Source organism: uncultured Bradyrhizobium sp. (assembly GCF_936943645.1).
In the GTDB taxonomy this organism is placed as follows: domain Bacteria; phylum Pseudomonadota; class Alphaproteobacteria; order Rhizobiales; family Xanthobacteraceae; genus Bradyrhizobium.
In genome coordinates this window covers 17,265-33,852 of the sequence record NZ_CAKZJO010000053.1, presented here as the reverse complement: position 1 = coordinate 33,852, position 16,588 = coordinate 17,265, and the positions used below count along the sequence as shown (strand labels likewise).

Genomic DNA, 16,588 nt, shown 5'->3' with positions numbered 1-16,588 from the left:
CGGAGCTCCGCAGCGCGCGTCTTGCCGCCTATGCCGAAACCGCTTCGTCCGCGACCTTGCGGCCCGACTTCAGCTCCTTCCGGATCGCGGGAATGATCCTGCTGCCCCACAGCTCGATCTGGCGCAGCATCGTGCGCTGATCGAAATCGCCGAGCTGGGTCTGCAGCGCGATATGGGTCGGCTTCAGGATGCTGATCTCCTCCAGCATGCGGTCGATGACCTGGTTGACGCCGCCGACGGGCAGATTGCTTCGCATCGTCTCGAGGCTCATGTCGTTCGGTCCGGCTTCCTCCTTGATCAGGTAGCCGTCATCGCTCTGGGCGCGACGGAACTTCAGGCTCTCGGACAGCCGGCGCTGAAAGCGCGCACTGTCCAGATAGGACTGGATCTCGCTGTCATTGTCGCTGGCATAGGCGCAGCGCAGGAAGCCGAACCGGGTGTCGTCGATGGAGCGGCCTTCCTTGGCCGCGATCCCTTCGAGGCGTTCGCGCAGCGCCTTGATGGCATCGAGGCCGTTGAGGAGCGCGGTGACGAACAGATTGTGGTTGTCGCGAATGGCGCGGCCGAGCGTCTCGCCGTGACCGGAGGTGACCCAGATCGGCGGCATCGGCGTCTGCACGGTGCGCACCGCGATGGCGGTCGGCGGCATCTTCAGGTGCTCGCCGGAATAGGAGAAGATGCGCTCCTTCATGCCGGCGTGGAGCACGTCGTAGAATTCGGCGAACAGCGCATGCGAATGGTCGAGGTCGACCCCGAAACGGTCGAACTCGAACTTCTGATAGCCCGAGCCGATGCCGAGATCGAGACGCCCGTTCGAGACGGTGTCGGCAAAACCGATTTCGCCGAGCAGGCGGGCGGGATGATACAGCGGCAGCACGCAGACCGCGGTGCCGAGGCGGATGCGCTTGGTCAGGCCGGCGCAATGGGCGACCATCATCAGCGGCGAGGGGCAGAGGCTGTAATTGTTGAAATGATGCTCGGCGTACCACGCCGTGTCGAAACCCGCGTGTTCGGCGGCAACCGTCTGCTCGACGGCGTTGTTGATGACCTGTTGCGAGCTTTGATGATAGCCGCGCTGCTGCGCCAGAATGAATACGCCGAATTCCATCGGTTGCTTCCTCCCACAATCGGTCGCTCTTGCGACGCGTTCTCATGAAGTTATGGGCTTGAGCATTTTCGAACAATTGGCGTAATCTGAGCATGTCTTTTGCAAAATCTGAAAAGATCGATGAATCGCCTCCAGGCCATGGAATTGTTCGTCAGCGCCGTCCGCGAGGGCAGTTTTTCGGCGGCCGGGCGCCGCGTCGGGCTCTCGCCGGCGTCGGTGTCGCGCTATGTCGGCGAGCTCGAGGCGCAGCTCGGCGTCCAGCTGCTGAACCGCAGCACGCGCCATCTCGGCCTGACCGATGCCGGCAAGATATTCTTTCAGCGCACCGAGCAGGTGCTGCACGGCATCGAGGATGCCGAAGCCGCCGCGCTCGCGCTGCAGACCGCGCCGCGCGGGACGCTGCGGGTGCATTCGCGGACGCTGTTCGGCATCAAGGTGCTTACGCCGCTGATTCCCGGCTTCCAGAAGCTCTATCCGGAGCTGAAGGTGGAGCTGCGCCTGTCGGAGCGACGGCCTCAGCTTCGCGAAGATGAGTTCGACATCGACTTTCAGATCCAGGCGCCGACGGACCCCGGCCTCATGCAGCGAAGACTGTTGAGGAGCGAGCGGATTTTGGTGGCGTCGCCGGACTACGTCGGCCGGATGCCGAAGCTGCGCGAGCCGGAGGACATCACGCGCCACAATTGCCTGACCTACTGGATGGGTCCGGAAGACGTGGTCTGGAAGTTCATGCGCAGGAACCGGCTGCGCGAGATCGTCGTGCCCTCGTCCTTTGGCAGCAACAACGGTGTGGTGTTGTGCGATCTCGCCATCGCCGGGCATGGCATCGCTCTGCTCGACGACTACACCGTGGCAGAGGAGTTGAAGAGCAAACGCCTCCTCCGTCTGCTGCCGGGCTTCCGGGTGACGAATTCGACCTTCGACGAAGGGATTTATGCGGCGTTCCTCCAGAGCAGCTATCTGCCGGAGAAGATCAGGGTCTTCGTGGACTATATGGCGGAACACGTGCCGAAGCAGGTCAAGAGATCCGCGCAATAGGTGCAGGTCAGTCCGGCGCGAACCGAAGCGCCGGCAGCCCGCGAACCCCGAGGCCTTCGACGGCGAACAAGCTGCCGGCATCGGGATGATCATCACCGAGTGCGTGGCTGCGCGAGATCGAGGTCACGTAGAGAACGTCGAGATCGGGGCCGCCGAAGCTTACGCTGGTGGGATGACGGATCGGCATGTCGATGGTCCGCACCATCGTTCCGTCAGGTGCAAATCGCGCGATTTTGCCGATGCGCACGAGCACCGACCAGAGATGGCCGTCGGAATCGATCGTTGCACCGTCGGAGCCGGACCCCATCGCCTCCGTGTCGACGAAGACGCGCTTGTTCGCGAGGGGCCCATCCGCGCTGTAATCATAGGCCCAGATGATCCGCCTTGCGCTGTCGGCAAGATAGAAGGTGCGGCCGTCCGGGCTGAAGCACGGTCCGTTGCTCACGGCGAGGTCGGTCTCCAGCAGTTCCGGAGCGCCCGATGCGCCCAGCCGGTAAAGACCGCCGAGCGGTGTCTCGTCCGGAGCGCGATCACCGTGCATCGTGCCTGCGAGGAAGCGGCCGTGAGGATCGGCCTTGCCGTCGTTCAGCCGCACATTCGGATGGTCGAGCCCGATCGACGGGCCCTCCGTCAGGAAGCGCCGATCGAAATCGTAGTGCGCAAATCCGTTGCGCAGCGCCAGGATGGCGCCGCCGTCGCTCCGCAGGGCCAGGGAGCCGACCGGCGCGGGGACGCTGAACTGCTCGATGACGCCCGTGAGGGGATCCAGCCTGTGGATCGTTCCGGCGAGCGCGTCGATCCAGACAAGGCGCTGCCGGCGCTCGTCCCACACCGGGCTCTCGCCGAGCCGGTCCCTGGTCGCGCCGATGCGCCTGATTCGGATCTCGCTCATGGTTCCTCGCGCGGTAATCGCCGGGCTTGACCGATCGGTCGGTGAAAACCTAGTTTCATTCCAGATAGCCCCCGGGCCGACCGATGGATTGCGGAGTTCATGACCGAACTGTCAACGATGAAGGATGGCGTTGCGAACCAGGCCGAGGCTTCGGACCGCGTGCTGCAGATCCTGGCCGAGGCCGGGCGGTTGTTCGCCAGCAAGGGGTTCGAGGGCACCTCGATGCGCGACATCGCGCTCGCCTGCGGCATCTCCAAATCGCTGCTCTACCATCACTTCTCCAACAAGGACGAGATCTACGCGCGCGTCGCGGTCGGCTCCACGCTCGAGCTCTATCTGTTCGTGCGCGACCGCATTCCCGACGGCGCGCCGTCGCAGAAGATCCGCGCCTTCATGGTCGCCACGGCGGAGTATTTCCGCCGTTACCGCTGGGCCTGGATCGCATCCACCACCGCCTTCTGGAACGATCCCGACCGAAGCAGGCACAAGGAACGGCTGACGCGCCGCGACCGTTTCGAGAATTTCCTGCGCGGCCTGATCCAGGAGGCGATCGACGCCGGCGAGATCCGCAAGGTCGATGTTCCCATGACCGGGCGATTGATCCTGTCTTCGCTCAACTGGATGCATCGCTGGTACAATCCCAACAAATCGGCGACCCCCGAGCAGATCGCGGAGATCTTCTTCGACATGATCTTCAACGGTCTGCGAAGCGGCGAGCTTGTCGCGCTTCCGTCGGCGGAGCCGTCCAAGACAGGCCGGCGTAAGTCGCGCTGACCGGCGATCGGCGACCGCCCCTCATTCCAGAACGATGTTCTGCGCCTTGATCACCGGCCCCCATAGCGCCGCATCCTTGGTCAACTGGGCATCGAGCCGTTCCGGCGCACCGGTATCGACCATCAGTCCGTCGGTCTCGAGCTGCTTTGCGATGTCCGGCTTCTGCATCGCGGCGTTCGCGGCCGCGTTCAGCCGCGCGATGACGTCGGGCGGCGTGCCTGCGGGCGCGTGAAGCGCGGTCCAGAACGAGGCCGTGAGGTTGGGATAGCCGGATTCGGCCAGCGTCGGGATGTCGGGGAAACTCGCCATCCGCTTTTCCGCGGAGAGGGCGAGGATGCGCAGCTGACCGCTGCGCGCATGCTCGATCACGGCGGCGGGGGTTGCGAAGTTGAGATCGCATTCTCCCGACAGCGTTTCCATGATGGAGGCGGGATTGTTGCGATAGGCGACCTCGGTGACGGCAAATCCCATCGACTTGCCCATCATGATTCCGAACAGATGGGTGACACTGCCTGGACCGAGCGTGGCGTAGAACAGCGGCTTGTCGCGGCCCCTGGCGTAGGCGACGAAGCTCTTGACGTCAGTGGCCGGCGTGCGCGCGTTCACGGTCAGCGACAGCGGCCCGTTGCAGAGCATGGCGACGGAGGCGAAGTCCTCCAGCTTGTATGGCAGGCTCTTGCGCAGCAGCACGTTCAGCGAGATCGGCCCGGTGCCGCCGGCGAGCAGGACCGATCCGTCCTTCGGCGCACGTGCCACATATTGCGATCCGACGATGCCGTTGGCCCCGGGCTTGTTGTCGACCAGCACCGGCTGGTCCAGGGTTTCCGCCATGGCCTTCGCGATCGATCGCATCAGGCTGTCGATCGAGCCGCCGGGCGCATAAGGCACGATGATGAAGGTTTGCGATGCGCGCGCTCTGACGATCGCGGGCGCACCGAGCGGAGCGGCGAGGGCACCGGCGATCAGAGCTGTCGCCTGGCGTCGGTTGATCCTGGGCATGGGAGTCCTCCTCAAGGTCGTTCTTGCTTGCCTTGAATCTATCGACTGACCGGTCGGTCGGTCAATAGGAGGTTGGCAGGATATTGCAAGTCCGCCTGCTTGGTGTTATCAGCACAAAAAGCTGACCGATCGGTCAGGAATGGCAATACGATCACAAGCAAGACAAGCAGAAGCCCAGGAGGAAGCCCATGTCAGCAGATATCGTCACCCTCGAAGTGTCCGACAACATCGCGCTGGTGACGCTGAACCGGCCTCCGGTGAACGCGCTCGATCGCGCCATGCGCGACCGCATCGTCGCCGTGTTCGACGAGATTTCCGAACGGGCCGACGTCAGGGTCGCGATCCTGACCGGCGCGGGAAAGGTGTTTTGCAGCGGCGCGGATCTGAAGGACCGGCCGGACCCGACCAAGATCGGCGCGTTTCACAGCCACAACCGCATCACCCGTGAGACCGGCAATTGCATTCGCGAATGCGCCAAGCCGGTCATCGCGGCGATCAACGGCGTCGCGCTGGGTGCCGGCGTCGGCCTGATGGCGTCCTGCGACATCTTCTACGCCTGCGAGGAGGCCGTGTTCGGCATGCCCGAGATCAACGTGGGCCTCGCCGGCGGTGCTGCCATGCTGAACACGCTGTTCGGCCGCTCGCTGATGCGCCGCATGTTCTTCACCGGCTACCGCGTGCCGGCCGCCGAGCTCTACCGCCTCGGCATCATCGAGGCCTGCACCACCAAGGAGAACCTGATCCCCGAAGCGATGAAGATCGCCCGGGAGATCGCCTCGAAGAGCCCGATCGCGATGGAGTACGCCAAGAACGCGGCCAACATGGTCGAGCTGATGCCGCCGCGCGATGCCTACCGCTTCGAGCAGAACATCACCATGGCGCTGTCCAAGACGGAGGACGCCAAGGAGGCGCGGATGGCGTTCCTGGAGAAGCGCGCACCGGTGTTCAAGGGGCGCTGAGATGCGGCCGGGAGAAGGTCTCGACGCGCTGATGTCGCCGCGCTCGATCGCGATCATCGGCGCCTCGCAGGAGGCGACCAAGATCGGCGGCCGGCCGGTCGATCTATTGCGCCGGCACGGCTATGCGGGCCGGATCTACCCGGTCAATCCCAAGGCCGCGATGGTGCAGGGGCTGCAGGCCTATGCTTCCGTCGCCGAGGTGCCGGAGGCGCCGGACCTTGCGATCATCGCGGTGGACGCGGAACGCGCGGGCGAGGCGGTGGAGCAATGCGCCGCTCGCGGCGTTCGCAGCGTCGTCGTGTTCTCCTCGGGCTTTGCCGAGCTCGGTGAGCAGGGGCGCGCCATGCAGGAGCGGCTGTGCGTTGCCGCGCGCAGCAGCGGCATGCGCCTGCTGGGGCCGAACTGTCTCGGTGCGGTCAGCGTCGCCGAGAAGAGCATCGCGACGTTCTCGATCGTGCTCGAGTACGGCATGCCGGCCGCCGGGTCGCTCGGCATCGTCTCGCAGAGCGGCAATCTCGGCAGCTACACGATGCGCCTTGCCAGTGAGCGCGGGGTCGGTGTCAGTCGTTTCATTACCACGGGCAACGAGTGCGACATCGACATCGCCGACGGCATCGCCTGGATGGCGCGTGATCCCGCCACCAAGGTGATCCTGTGCTGCCTCGAAGCCTGCCGCGATGCCGGCCGCCTGATCGCTGCGCTGGAACAGGCGCGCGACGCCGGCAAGCCGGTCATTGCCATGAAGATCGGGACGTCCGCGGCAGGCCAGGCCGCCGCAGCCTCGCACACCGGAGCCATGGCGGGATCGGATGCCGTGTTCGACGCGCTGTTTGCGCGCTGCGGCGCGGTGCGCGTGCGCAGCCTCGACGAGCTGATCGATCTCGGCCATGCCGCATCGATCCTGCTGCCGGACCGGCTGCCGAAGGGGCCGGGCATCGCCATCCTCACGGCGTCGGGCGGCTTCGGCGTCCTGCTCGCGGACGCCGCGCAGTCGGTCGGGCTGACGCTGCCCGAGCTCGGCGAGGAGACGCAGCGGAAAATTCTGGAGCTGGTGCCGTTTGCGTCGGCCCGCAATCCGGTCGACGCCACCGCGCAGATGTCGAGCCGCCCGGATCTTCTGGAGAAGATCATGACGGCCGTCGTGGCGGACGAGCGGGCTGATACGGTGATCTTGCCGCTGCCGTTCTCGCTGCATCTGCCGCGCCTGCGCTCGATCTACATGGACACGCTGCGCAACATGCGCGCGCAGTTTCCGGCGCGTCCCATCGTCCTGTGCGTGGACGGGCCGGATGACGCACTGAGCGAGCTGCACGCGCTGGGCTTTCCGACGATCGCAAGTTTCGACGGCTGTTGCGCGACCGTCGCCGCGCTGGTGCGGTTGCAGGCTGCGACGCAGCGTCCGCAGGACAGGCCGGAGACCGTTGCGAAGGCAGGGCCGCTTGCAACCGACGCCTTCCGTCATGAGATCGGTGCCAAGCGCGCGCTCGCCGAAGCTGGCGTGCCGGTGCTGGCCGAACATCTCGTCCAGGATGCGGATGCGGCGGCACGCGCGGCCACCGAGATCGGCTACCCCGTGGTGTTGAAGATCGCTTCGCCCGATCTGCCGCACAAGACGGAGGTTGGCGGCGTGGTCGTCGGCGTCGGCTCGGAAGCCGAGGTTCGGCGCGCCTATGCCCAGATGCGCGATCGCGTCGCTACCAGGGCCCCCAACGCGGCGATCGACGGCGTGATCGTGGCGCCGATGGCCAAAGGTGTCGCCGAGCTGATCCTTGGCAGCCGCATCGATCCGGTGTTCGGACCCGTGGTGATGGTCGGCCTCGGCGGCATTTTCGCGGAGATCCTCCAGGACACTGCCGTGCAGATGGCGCCGGTCAGCGAGACGCAGGCGATGGCGATGCTGAGATCGCTGAAGGCCTTCGCGGTGCTCGACGGTGCGCGGGGGCGGCCGCGCGCCGACCTCGAAGCCGCGGCCCGGGCCGTCGCCGCATTGTCGCGCTTTGCCGCTGCCCATGCCGAAACCATTGCGGAGATCGACGTCAACCCGCTGCTGCTCCGCGCCAGGGGCGAGGGAGCCGTGGCGCTCGACGCGCTGCTGATCCCGCACGGTGAGCGGCCGATCCCCAGCCACTGAACTAAATCACAAGAGGCCGCAGAAGCGGACCCAGAGGAAACGCTGAGAACGGGAGGATGACATGAGAAGATTGACGATCGCGGCGCTCGGCATCATGGCCTTGCTGCTGACGAATGTACCGCTGTCGGCACAGGGCATCTCCGGCGACGTGATCAAGATCGGCATCATGAACGACCAGAACGGTCCCTATGCCGACAATTGCGGCCTCGGCTCGGTGGCCGCGGCCAAGCTTGCGGTCGCCGATTTCGGCGGAGCGGTTGGCGGCAAGAAGATCGAGCTCGTGATCGCCGACGACCAGAACAAGCCCGATGTCGGCGTCGCAATCGCGATGCGCTGGCTCGACAATGAGGGCGTCGATGCCATCGTCGGCTGCTCGGCCTCGTCGATCGCGCTGGCCGTGCAGGACATCATGAAGAACCGCAAGAAGCCCTACATGCTGGCCGGCACGGCAGGCTCGTTCTTCACCAACGACAAATGCTCGCCGATGACCACGCAATGGGTGGTCGACACCTATGCCCAGCCGAAGGCCACGGTGAAAGCGCTGCTCGCGCAGGGCGTCGACAGCTGGTTCTTCCTGACGGTCGACTACGCCTTCGGCAAGGCCTGGCAGGCGGATGCGACGAAGTTCATCGAAGCGGGCGGCGGCAAGGTGGTGGGGTCGGTGCTGCATCCGCTGAATGCGTCGGATCTCTCCTCGTTCCTGCTGACGGCGCAGGCCAGCGGCGCCAAGGCGATCGCGCTCGCCAATTCGGGGGCGGACTTCGCCAATGCGATCAAGCAGGCGCAGGAGTTTGGCCTGACCAAGTCGCAATTGCTCGTCCCGCTCGGTCTCATGATCAGCCAGACCCACGGGATCGGCCTCAAGGATCTGCAGAACGTGCGGCTGACGACGCCGTTCTATTGGGACATGACCCCGGAGAGCAGGGCCTTCGCCAAACGTTATGCCGAGGCGACCAATGGTCAGCTGCTCAACGAGGGCAAGTCGGCCACCTACAGCGCCATCACGCATTACCTGAAGGCGGTGGCCGCGACCGGTTCCGACGATGGTGATGCCGTGATGCGGCAGATGAAGAACACGCCGGTCAACGATTTCGAGATGAAGAATGTCGCGATCCGGGCCGACGGCCAGGTGATGCGCCCGCTCTATGTCGCGCGGATCAAGACACCGGCGGAATCCAAATACACCTACGACTATTACGAGATTACCGGCACGATCGCGCCCGAGGATGCGTGGCGGCCGGCCTCGGAGAGTGCCTGCGATCTGCTCAAGTCGCAGTGAGTCGGCGGACGTGGCGAGAACGGGAAGCAGGCAATGAGTGTAGTTGAAGCGGTATCGGCGCAATCCACCGCAAGCGAGAACCTGACCGGCGAGGCCTATCGCAATGCGATGCATCGCTGGCTTCACGCCAATCTGCCTGCCAGCTTCCGCAGTGACAGCGCCGCCTTCGCGCCGCCCACGCTCCAGCAGTCCGTCGCCTGGGAGGCGGCGATGTACCGCGCCGGCCTCACCGGCATCACCTGGCCGAAGGCCTATGGCGGGCACGGCCGCTCCTTGCGCGAACATCTCATCGCCAATCAGGAGATCGGCCGGCTTGCGATGCCGGAGAGCGTCAACTCGATCGGCAAGGAGCTCGCCGGTCCGATCATTCTGGCCGTCGGCACGGAGGAGCAGAAGCGGCGCTTCCTGCCGGCGATCCTCGAGATGCGCAACATCTGGTGCCAGGGCTTTTCCGAGCCCGAAGCGGGCTCCGACCTCGCGGGCCTGCGTACGCGCGCGACGCGGGACGGTGACGGTTGGCGGATCAACGGTCAGAAGATCTGGACCAGCGGCGCCTACCGGTCGCAGCGCTGTCTCGTGCTCGCCCGCACCGGGGCACTGGAGGATCGCCATCGCGGCCTTGCGATGTTCGCGGTGCCGCTCGATGCCGAAGGCGTGCGCGTGCGCACCATCAAGTCGATCGACGGCCGCGAGAGCTTTTGCGAGGTGTTCTTCGACGAGGTCGAGGTGGCCCAGCAGGATGCGATCGGAGCGCCCGACGAAGGCTGGGCCGCAGCCATCCGCGTGCTGGAGATCGAGCGGGCGACCAACCGTATGTATCGCGCCTGGCGGTTCGAGAATGAGCTGCGTCATCTGATCTCGTCCTGCAAGGCGGACCCGGCGCTGTCGGCGATGGTCGCGGACCGGCACTACGCGGTCAGGCTCGGCGAGGTCGCGGTCGAGATCGAGGTGCTGAAAGCGCATGTCGAGACCGCGGTCGAGGCGCTGGTCAAGGGTGACAAGATCGGCGCGCGCGGCAGTCTTGCGAAACTCTATTGGAGCGAGTCGCATCAGCGTTTTGCGGCGCTCGCGCTCGAGCTGCTCTCGCAGGCGTCCCTGCCGCAGAAGGCGGCGATCACGGTGGCGCGACGACGGTTCGAGGCGATCTATCTCCAGGCGCGCGCCGAAACGATCTATGCCGGGACGACCGAGATCCAGCTCGGTATCATTGCCGATCGTATTCTCCAGCTGTCGCGGGGCAAGTGATGGGGTCCGGCGGCCAGAGCCTCCCAGCGGGCCTGCTCCAGAATCGCCTCGTCGTCGTGACGGGCGCGGGACAGGGCATCGGCCGTGCCATCGCCCTGGGCGTTGCCGCCGCTGGAGCCAGGGTCGTCGTGACCGATCTGCGGCAGGACAAGGCAGAGTCGGCCGCGCGCGAGATCAGGGATGCAGGCAAGGAGGCGCTCGCCTGTTCGCTCGACGTCACCGACGCTGCGGCGTGCAATGACGTGGCCAGGCGCGTGGACGAAGAGATCGGCCCGGCGGACGTCCTCGTCAACAATGCCGGCATCATTATTCGCGAGCCGATTGACAGCCCGCGCGCCCCCGAGAACTGGCGGCAGGTGTTCGACGTCAACGTCAACGGAACCTTCAACGTGGTCCACGCCTTCATTCCGGCGCTGCGCAAGACGCGAGGGACTATTATAAACGTCGCCTCCGTTGCGGCCTTTGGCGGCATGAACGGGGCGCTCGGCTATTCGCCGTCCAAGGGGGCGGTGAGGCTGTTCACGCAGGCGCTCGCCCGCGACCTCGCGCCCGACGGCATCCGGGTCAACGCCGTCGCGCCGGGCATCATCGCGACCGAGATGAGCGAGTTCACCCGCGACAATCCCGCGCGGCTGTCCGGCCTGATGGCGCGCACGCCGATGAAGCGGGTGGGACAGCCGGACGAGATCGCGGGGCCGGTGGTCTTTCTGGCGTCTGCGATGGCGTCCTATGTCAACGGCGCCATCCTGCCGGTGGACGGCGGATATCTGGCCTAGTGGACGATTGAAGGGTTTCGAAGAGGACGATGATGAGCATGGCCGAAGGACTTCAGCCCGACGAGTTCGCGGCAACCGCGGCACGCGCGGTCACCGCATGTGCGGGCCTGGACGCACGCGCGCAGGCGCAAAATCTGGCCGGCGACGGACTGCTCGGCGTGATCGCGGATGAGCAGGTGGGGGGGCTGGCCCTGCCGCTCGGCTTCGCGGTGCCGGTGATCGCGGCTGCCCATTCCGGATTGCTGACCTTTCCGCTGCTGGAGACCATCCTCGTCGCCCGGTCATTCCAGTCGTCGCTGACGCGACTTGCCGCCGCGATCGTGTCCGGCAAGACATTGGCGACGATCGGCTGGCGGGGCGAGGCCGTCGCCGCGCGCGAAGGCGGGCTGCTGGTGCTGAGCGGCACGGTGGCACGCGCGCCCTGCGCAGCGTGCGCCGATTACATCCTGGTGCGAATGAGCGGCGGCGCCGCGGCGCTGGTCCCGATCGATGCCGACGGTGTCGTGGTGGAGGAGGCCGCCGGCCTCGATCTGACGGTGCCGGAGCATACGGTGCGGCTGGAGAAGGTCGAGGTTTCCGTCGGCTCGATTCTGCCCGCGGGCACGTGGGACCCGCTCAATTCGGACGCCAACGTGCTGCGCGCCGCGGCGATCCTGGGATCGGCCGAGGCGTGTCTGGCGCTCGCGCAGGAGCACGCATCGACGCGCCGGCAGTTCGGCCATGCGCTGTCCTACAACCAGGCGATCCGCCATGCGCTGGCGCGCCAGAAGCTCGGGCTCGAGAGCATTCGTCATGCGATCACGCGCAGCCTGTCCGAGGGCGGCGGTCCGTTGCAGCGCGATGCCGCGTTCCTGGCAGCGGTGACCTATGGCAGCTCGATCAGCGAAGGCGCGCTGCAGATCCATGGCGGCATGGGCTTTACGTGGGACGTGCCGGTGCATCGCCATCTGCGCCGCATCCGCACGCTGCAGGCACAGGGTGATGCCAGCGGCCTGATCAGCACGCTCGGCCGCCGTTACGTATCGGAAGTTGCTCCGTTCGCCGAGGCAGGAACTTGAGCGACGAGAGCTTGAAGGACAAGAGCTTGAAGGACGAGAGCTTGAAGGAGATTGCCATGACCGAAAACAGGGATCGGACGCTCGCGGGCCGCGTCGCACTCGTCACCGGCGCCGGAAACGGCATCGGCCGTGCGACCGCGCTCAAGCTCGCGGCGCGCGGCGCGATCGTCGGCGTCAACGATCTGAAGCCGGAATTCGTGGAAGGCACGGTGGGCGCCATCAAGGCCGCAGGCGGCAATGCGGTCGCGGTCACGCAGGACGTCTCCAGCCGCGACGGCATGCGGCAGGCCGTGCTCGGATTGGCGCAGCAGCAGGGGCGTCTCGACATCCTCGTCAACAACGCGGCCTGGGTCCGCTATCAATCCGTTCCGGACATTGCGCCGGAAACCGTCGATCGCATGCTCAACATCGGCTTCAAGGCGATCATCTGGGGAATCCAGGCCGCCGCGGAGGTCATGGATGCGCAGCGTGGCGGCGCCATCGTCAACGTCGCGTCTGTCGCGGGCCTGATCTCGGCCAAGAACAGCATCGTCTACAGCGGCATCAAGGCCGGCGTCATGGGCGTCACCCGCGCAGCTGCAGCCGAGCTCGGCGAGCGCAACATCCGCGTCAATGCGGTGGCGCCCTCGGCGATCCCGACCGAGGGAACGATGCGCAACCGCAATGCCGAGCTCGACGCACGCCGTGTCGCGCGAACGCCGCTCGGCAGGCTCGGGACGGTCGACGACATCGCCAAGGCGATCTGCTTCCTCGCCGGAGACGAGAGCGGCTTCATCACGGCCCAGGTGCTCACCGTGGATGGCGGCATCGTCGTGACCAACATTGCCTGATGGGACAATCGCGATGTCCGATCTGACGCCGGAACAGCAGGTGCTGAAAGAGGCCTATGTCAGGGCGCGCGGCTATTGGCGGCCTTGGACGGAAGGCCTGTTGCGTTTTGATCCCGCGTTTCTTCAGGCCTACGGCCGGTACGCGGGCTATGCCGCAGAGAAGGGGCCGCTGTCTCGCAAGATGTGCGAGCTGATCTACGTCGCGCTCGACGGATCGGCGACGCATCTGTTCCGCTCCGGCCTCGCGCTTCACCTGCGCCTCGCGCTGCAGGAGGGCGCCACGGCGCGGGAGATCATCGACGTCTTTCGCCTCGCGACGGTTCAAGGGCTGGACGGTTGCAACGTCGGCATCGGCATCCTCACCGAGGAACTGGCGGGGGCCGGAATTCAGGCCGATCATTCCGAGCTTACGACAGAGCAGCGCGCGCTACGCGACGTCTACGTCGCGCAGTTCGGCGACTGGCCGGAATTCTGCGAGCAATGGCTGCGCTCCGATCCCGGCTATTTCGCCGTCCTGCTCGACCTCCTGGCGGACCGACGCGCAGGCGAAGGTCTCGACCAGCGCTCGCAGTGCCTGATCTCGCTCGCCCTCAGTGCCTGCTTCACCGCGCTCAATCCGCAAGGGCTGCGTGTGCAGATCAAGAGGGCGCTGCGGCTCGGGATCGACCAGCGGAAGATCCGCCAGGTTCTCCAGATGACCGCGCATCTCGGCGTCCATGCCTGCGCGATCGGCGTGCCGGTTCTGATGGAAGCGCTCGAAGAGCGCTCCGCGAAGGCCGGCTTGGATGAAAACGGAGGACCGGAATGAGGGGATTGGCGATCCGCAATCACAGGGCCTTTGCGTCCGGCGCCCTGTTCCTCGCCTTTGCTATCTTCTTCTTCGTGACGGCACTGCAGTATCCCGCAGGCACGGCGGCGAAGATGGGGCCGGGCTATTTCCCGCGCCTGCTGGCAATCGTGCTCGCCGCCATCGGACTTGTCGTGATGTTCGGCGCGATGAAGCCGGCCGCGGACCGGCAGACCCTGCGCAAATGGGACCTCAAGGGGCTCGCCTGGATCACCGGTTCGGTGGTCCTGTTCGGGGCCCTCTTGTTTCCGCTCGGCCTGGTCGGCGCGCTGTTCGTGCTGATCGTGGTGTCGAGCAGGGCGAGTTCCGAATTCACCTGGATCGGAGCGCTGACCAATGCCGCGGTGCTGATCGTGTTGTGCCTTGCCGTCTTCGTCTATGGTCTCGGGCTGCCATTGCCTGTCTGGCCGTCCCTTCTCAACTGAACGAGCCGGCCGATGGATCTCTTTCATAATCTGGCGATCGGCTTTGCCACGGCGGCCCAGCCCACCAATCTGCTCTACGCCTTCTTCGGCTGCTTGCTCGGTACCCTGATCGGCGTGCTTCCGGGCCTCGGTCCGCTCGCGACCATCGCGATGCTGCTGCCGATCACCTATGCGCTGCAGCCGGACGCCGCGCTGATCATGCTCGCCGGCATCTATTACGGCGCACAATATGGCGGTTCGACCACGGCCATCGTGGTCAATCTCCCCGGCGAGTCCTCGTCCGTCGTGACCACGATCGACGGCTACCAGATGGCGAAGCAGGGCCGCGCCGGCGTGGCGCTCGCGACCGCCGCCATCGGCTCCTTCTTCGCTGGATGCGTCGCGACGCTGGCCTTGGCGGCGCTCGCGGGCCCGCTGACCGCAACCGCGCTGCTGTTCGGCCCCAAGGAATTCTTCGCGCTGATGATCCTCGGCCTGATCCTGGCCTCGGTGCTGTCGAGCGGCCCGTTCATCGAGGGCATCGGCATGGTCGTGCTCGGCATGCTCCTGAGTCTCGTCGGCACGGATCTCAATAGCGGCAGCCAGCGCTTTGCCTTCGGCATTCCGCAGCTGTTCGACGGGCTCGATTTCGTGCCGCTGGCGATGGGCATCTTCGGCTTTGCCGAGATCGTCAAGAATCTCGAGCAGGACGACAAGCTGTCACTGGTGACGCAGAAGATCACCAATCTGTTTCCGACCCGCGAGGATTTCCGGCGGATGGTGCCGGCGATGCTGCGCGGCACGGCGCTCGGCACCTTGCTGGGCGTGCTGCCCGGCGGCGGCGCGGTGCTGTCGTCCTTTGCGTCCTATACGCTGGAGAAGAAGCTGTCGCGGCATCCCGAGCAGTTCGGCAAAGGCGCCATCGAGGGCGTCGCCGGCCCGGAGTCCGCGAACAACGCCGGTGCGCAGACCTCGTTCATCCCGCTGCTGACGCTGGGCGTTCCCTCCAACGTCGTGATGGCCCTGATGGTCGGTGCCATGAACATCCACAACATCCATCCGGGTCCGGAGGTGATGACGAAGAATCCGACCTTGTTCTGGGGCCTGATCGCCTCGATGTGGGTCGGCAATCTCATGCTGCTGATCCTCAACCTTCCGCTGGTCGGCCTCTGGGTCAAGCTGCTCACCATCCCCTATCGCTATCTGTTCCCGGCGATCATGGTGTTCTGCTCGATCGGCGTCTATTCGATCAATAGCGGAACATTCGAGGTCTATGAGGCGGCGGTGTTCTGCGTGTTCGGCTACGCCTTGATCAAGCTGCAACTGCCGGCGGCACCGCTGTTGCTCGGCCTGGTTCTCGGCCCGGCGATCGAGGAGAATTTCCGCCGCGCCATGGTGCTGTCGCGGGGCGATGCCACCGCGCTGCTGACGTCGCCGATCTCGGCCGGCCTCCTGGCCGCCGCCGTCGTCGCGATCCTCCTGATCATGTTGCCCACGATCCGCGCGCGGCGCGAGGAGGCGCTCCAGGAGTGACATGGCGGCGTATCCATGCCGATGTTCAATCCCGTTGGCATGGCGGTCGGAACCGCGCCGACTTGGATTCCCAAATCGATTCCAGCTTCAGAAGGTCGCGGCCAATGCAGCAAGACGATAATGGGCCCTCTCACGCGCAGCCTCGATCGGCTGTTGCGGCCCGGTGGTCGGGCCGACGGGCACGAAGCTGACATTGCGGATGCCGACAAAGCGCAGGATTTCGCGCAAGTAGGGCGTCGCCATGTCGATGCGTCCGCGATTCATGCCGGTGGAAAAATCGCTGCCGCTGGCGAGGATGACGAGCGTCGGCCGATCCTTCAGCAGCGGGAGATAGCCCAGCGAAGGATCGAACCGGAAGGTAAGCCCGGGCTGGACGATGATGTCGAACCATTGCTTGAGCTTGTAGGGAATGCCAAAATTCCACATCGGCGTGGAGATCAGCACCCGATCGGCCAACGCAAAACGCACTGCCATTCGCTCGGCTTCCGCAAAGCTGTCACGTTGCGCCTCGTTGAAGGCCTGAGCGTTCATGCGCGCATATTTGGCCTCGATGAGAGGGCCGGTGAATTCCGGCATGCGCTCGCGCCAGATGTCCACGATATCGACGTCCCAATCCGGCCGGGCCTTGCGGAAGCTGTCGAGAAACACGCTTGCGCCGGCGTTCGACTCGGACTCGGCGCGGGGCGAACAGGACAAATGCAGAAGCTTCGCCACG

The 16,588-nt window shown here is 65.6% G+C and carries 16 protein-coding genes; 12 read left to right on the top strand and 4 right to left on the bottom strand.

Going from position 1 to position 16,588, the window contains the following annotated elements; translation table 11 throughout:
- Positions 1-28: 28 nt before the first annotated feature.
- Positions 29-1,108, bottom strand: a complete 1,080-nt coding sequence (locus Q0743_RS12125; protein WP_298241762.1) for an LLM class flavin-dependent oxidoreductase — start codon at positions 1,106-1,108, stop codon at positions 29-31.
- A 120-nt stretch (positions 1,109-1,228) separates the two neighbouring features.
- On the opposite strand from Q0743_RS12125, the gene Q0743_RS12120 reads away from it, so the two are divergent.
- Positions 1,229-2,146, top strand: coding sequence for a LysR family transcriptional regulator (locus Q0743_RS12120; protein ID WP_298241761.1), 918 nt, complete (start codon positions 1,229-1,231; stop codon positions 2,144-2,146).
- A 7-nt stretch (positions 2,147-2,153) separates the two neighbouring features.
- On the opposite strand, the gene Q0743_RS12115 is transcribed toward Q0743_RS12120, so the two are convergent.
- A complete protein-coding gene (locus tag Q0743_RS12115) occupies positions 2,154-3,038 on the bottom strand; it encodes an SMP-30/gluconolactonase/LRE family protein (protein WP_298241760.1) in 885 nt (294 codons plus the stop codon).
- A gap of 99 nt (positions 3,039-3,137) precedes the next feature.
- Here Q0743_RS12115 and Q0743_RS12110 point away from each other — a divergent pair, with 99 nt between their 5' ends.
- A complete protein-coding gene (locus tag Q0743_RS12110; RefSeq protein ID WP_298241759.1) occupies positions 3,138-3,812 on the top strand; it encodes a TetR/AcrR family transcriptional regulator in 675 nt (224 codons plus the stop codon).
- A 21-nt stretch (positions 3,813-3,833) separates the two neighbouring features.
- Here Q0743_RS12110 and Q0743_RS12105 read toward each other — a convergent pair whose 3' ends face one another.
- Entirely contained in the window at positions 3,834-4,811 is a 978-nt protein-coding gene (locus tag Q0743_RS12105) for a tripartite tricarboxylate transporter substrate binding protein (RefSeq protein ID WP_298241758.1), read from the bottom strand.
- 188 nt (positions 4,812-4,999) lie between these two features.
- Here Q0743_RS12105 and Q0743_RS12100 point away from each other — a divergent pair, with 188 nt between their 5' ends.
- The 10 genes from Q0743_RS12100 to Q0743_RS12055 all read left to right on the top strand — a co-directional run bounded on the left by Q0743_RS12100 (position 5,000) and on the right by Q0743_RS12055 (position 15,873).
- Entirely contained in the window at positions 5,000-5,770 is a 771-nt protein-coding gene (locus Q0743_RS12100; protein ID WP_298241757.1) for an enoyl-CoA hydratase/isomerase family protein, read from the top strand.
- A gap of 1 nt (position 5,771) precedes the next feature.
- On the top strand, positions 5,772-7,901 hold the full coding sequence (locus tag Q0743_RS12095) for an acetate--CoA ligase family protein (RefSeq protein ID WP_298241756.1): 2,130 nt from the start codon (positions 5,772-5,774) through the stop codon (positions 7,899-7,901).
- 61 nt (positions 7,902-7,962) lie between these two features.
- Positions 7,963-9,180: an ABC transporter substrate-binding protein gene (locus Q0743_RS12090; RefSeq protein WP_298241755.1), complete on the top strand. Its 1,218-nt coding sequence runs from the start codon at positions 7,963-7,965 to the stop codon at positions 9,178-9,180.
- A gap of 33 nt (positions 9,181-9,213) precedes the next feature.
- Positions 9,214-10,425, top strand: a complete 1,212-nt coding sequence (locus Q0743_RS12085; protein ID WP_298241754.1) for an acyl-CoA dehydrogenase — start codon at positions 9,214-9,216, stop codon at positions 10,423-10,425.
- The gene (locus Q0743_RS12080) at positions 10,425-11,201 is read left to right on the top strand and encodes an SDR family NAD(P)-dependent oxidoreductase (RefSeq protein WP_298241753.1); all 777 of its coding nucleotides are present in this window, start codon (positions 10,425-10,427) and stop codon (positions 11,199-11,201) included. Before Q0743_RS12085 ends, Q0743_RS12080 begins: the two co-directional genes overlap by 1 nt.
- Positions 11,202-11,233: 32 nt before the next feature.
- Positions 11,234-12,259, top strand: a complete 1,026-nt coding sequence (locus Q0743_RS12075; RefSeq protein WP_298241752.1) for an acyl-CoA dehydrogenase family protein — start codon at positions 11,234-11,236, stop codon at positions 12,257-12,259.
- A gap of 56 nt (positions 12,260-12,315) precedes the next feature.
- Complete coding sequence (locus tag Q0743_RS12070) at positions 12,316-13,089, top strand: SDR family NAD(P)-dependent oxidoreductase (RefSeq protein ID WP_298241751.1); 774 nt, start codon at positions 12,316-12,318, stop codon at positions 13,087-13,089.
- 13 nt (positions 13,090-13,102) lie between these two features.
- Positions 13,103-13,897: a carboxymuconolactone decarboxylase family protein gene (locus Q0743_RS12065; RefSeq protein WP_298241750.1), complete on the top strand. Its 795-nt coding sequence runs from the start codon at positions 13,103-13,105 to the stop codon at positions 13,895-13,897.
- On the top strand, positions 13,894-14,361 hold the full coding sequence (locus Q0743_RS12060) for a tripartite tricarboxylate transporter TctB family protein (protein ID WP_298241749.1): 468 nt from the start codon (positions 13,894-13,896) through the stop codon (positions 14,359-14,361). Before Q0743_RS12065 ends, Q0743_RS12060 begins: the two co-directional genes overlap by 4 nt.
- Before the next feature lie 12 nt (positions 14,362-14,373).
- Positions 14,374-15,873, top strand: a complete 1,500-nt coding sequence (locus tag Q0743_RS12055) for a tripartite tricarboxylate transporter permease (protein WP_298241748.1) — start codon at positions 14,374-14,376, stop codon at positions 15,871-15,873.
- Positions 15,874-15,960: 87 nt separating this feature from the next.
- On the opposite strand, the gene Q0743_RS12050 is transcribed toward Q0743_RS12055, so the two are convergent.
- Positions 15,961-16,587: an FMN-dependent NADH-azoreductase gene (locus Q0743_RS12050; protein WP_298241747.1), complete on the bottom strand. Its 627-nt coding sequence runs from the start codon at positions 16,585-16,587 to the stop codon at positions 15,961-15,963.
- Position 16,588 lies beyond the last annotated feature (1 nt).

What these genes read in the sequence shown, in the direction of transcription:
- Q0743_RS12100 (WP_298241757.1), top strand. Translation starts at nt 5,000, where the DNA reads ATGTCAGCAGATATCGTCACCCTCGAAGTGTCCGACAACATCGCGCTG.
- Q0743_RS12110 (WP_298241759.1), top strand. Translation starts at nt 3,138, where the DNA reads ATGACCGAACTGTCAACGATGAAGGATGGCGTTGCGAACCAGGCCGAG.
- Q0743_RS12125 (WP_298241762.1), bottom strand. Translation starts at nt 1,108, where the DNA reads ATGGAATTCGGCGTATTCATTCTGGCGCAGCAGCGCGGCTATCATCAA.
- Q0743_RS12120 (WP_298241761.1), top strand. Translation starts at nt 1,229, where the DNA reads ATGAATCGCCTCCAGGCCATGGAATTGTTCGTCAGCGCCGTCCGCGAG.
- Q0743_RS12070 (WP_298241751.1), top strand. Translation starts at nt 12,316, where the DNA reads ATGACCGAAAACAGGGATCGGACGCTCGCGGGCCGCGTCGCACTCGTC.
- Q0743_RS12060 (WP_298241749.1), top strand. Translation starts at nt 13,894, where the DNA reads ATGAGGGGATTGGCGATCCGCAATCACAGGGCCTTTGCGTCCGGCGCC.
- Q0743_RS12065 (WP_298241750.1), top strand. Translation starts at nt 13,103, where the DNA reads ATGTCCGATCTGACGCCGGAACAGCAGGTGCTGAAAGAGGCCTATGTC.
- Q0743_RS12080 (WP_298241753.1), top strand. Translation starts at nt 10,425, where the DNA reads ATGGGGTCCGGCGGCCAGAGCCTCCCAGCGGGCCTGCTCCAGAATCGC.
- Q0743_RS12115 (WP_298241760.1), bottom strand. Translation starts at nt 3,038, where the DNA reads ATGAGCGAGATCCGAATCAGGCGCATCGGCGCGACCAGGGACCGGCTC.
- Q0743_RS12085 (WP_298241754.1), top strand. Translation starts at nt 9,214, where the DNA reads ATGAGTGTAGTTGAAGCGGTATCGGCGCAATCCACCGCAAGCGAGAAC.
- Q0743_RS12055 (WP_298241748.1), top strand. Translation starts at nt 14,374, where the DNA reads ATGGATCTCTTTCATAATCTGGCGATCGGCTTTGCCACGGCGGCCCAG.
- Q0743_RS12075 (WP_298241752.1), top strand. Translation starts at nt 11,234, where the DNA reads ATGAGCATGGCCGAAGGACTTCAGCCCGACGAGTTCGCGGCAACCGCG.
- Q0743_RS12090 (WP_298241755.1), top strand. Translation starts at nt 7,963, where the DNA reads ATGAGAAGATTGACGATCGCGGCGCTCGGCATCATGGCCTTGCTGCTG.
- Q0743_RS12095 (WP_298241756.1), top strand. Translation starts at nt 5,772, where the DNA reads ATGCGGCCGGGAGAAGGTCTCGACGCGCTGATGTCGCCGCGCTCGATC.
- Q0743_RS12105 (WP_298241758.1), bottom strand. Translation starts at nt 4,811, where the DNA reads ATGCCCAGGATCAACCGACGCCAGGCGACAGCTCTGATCGCCGGTGCC.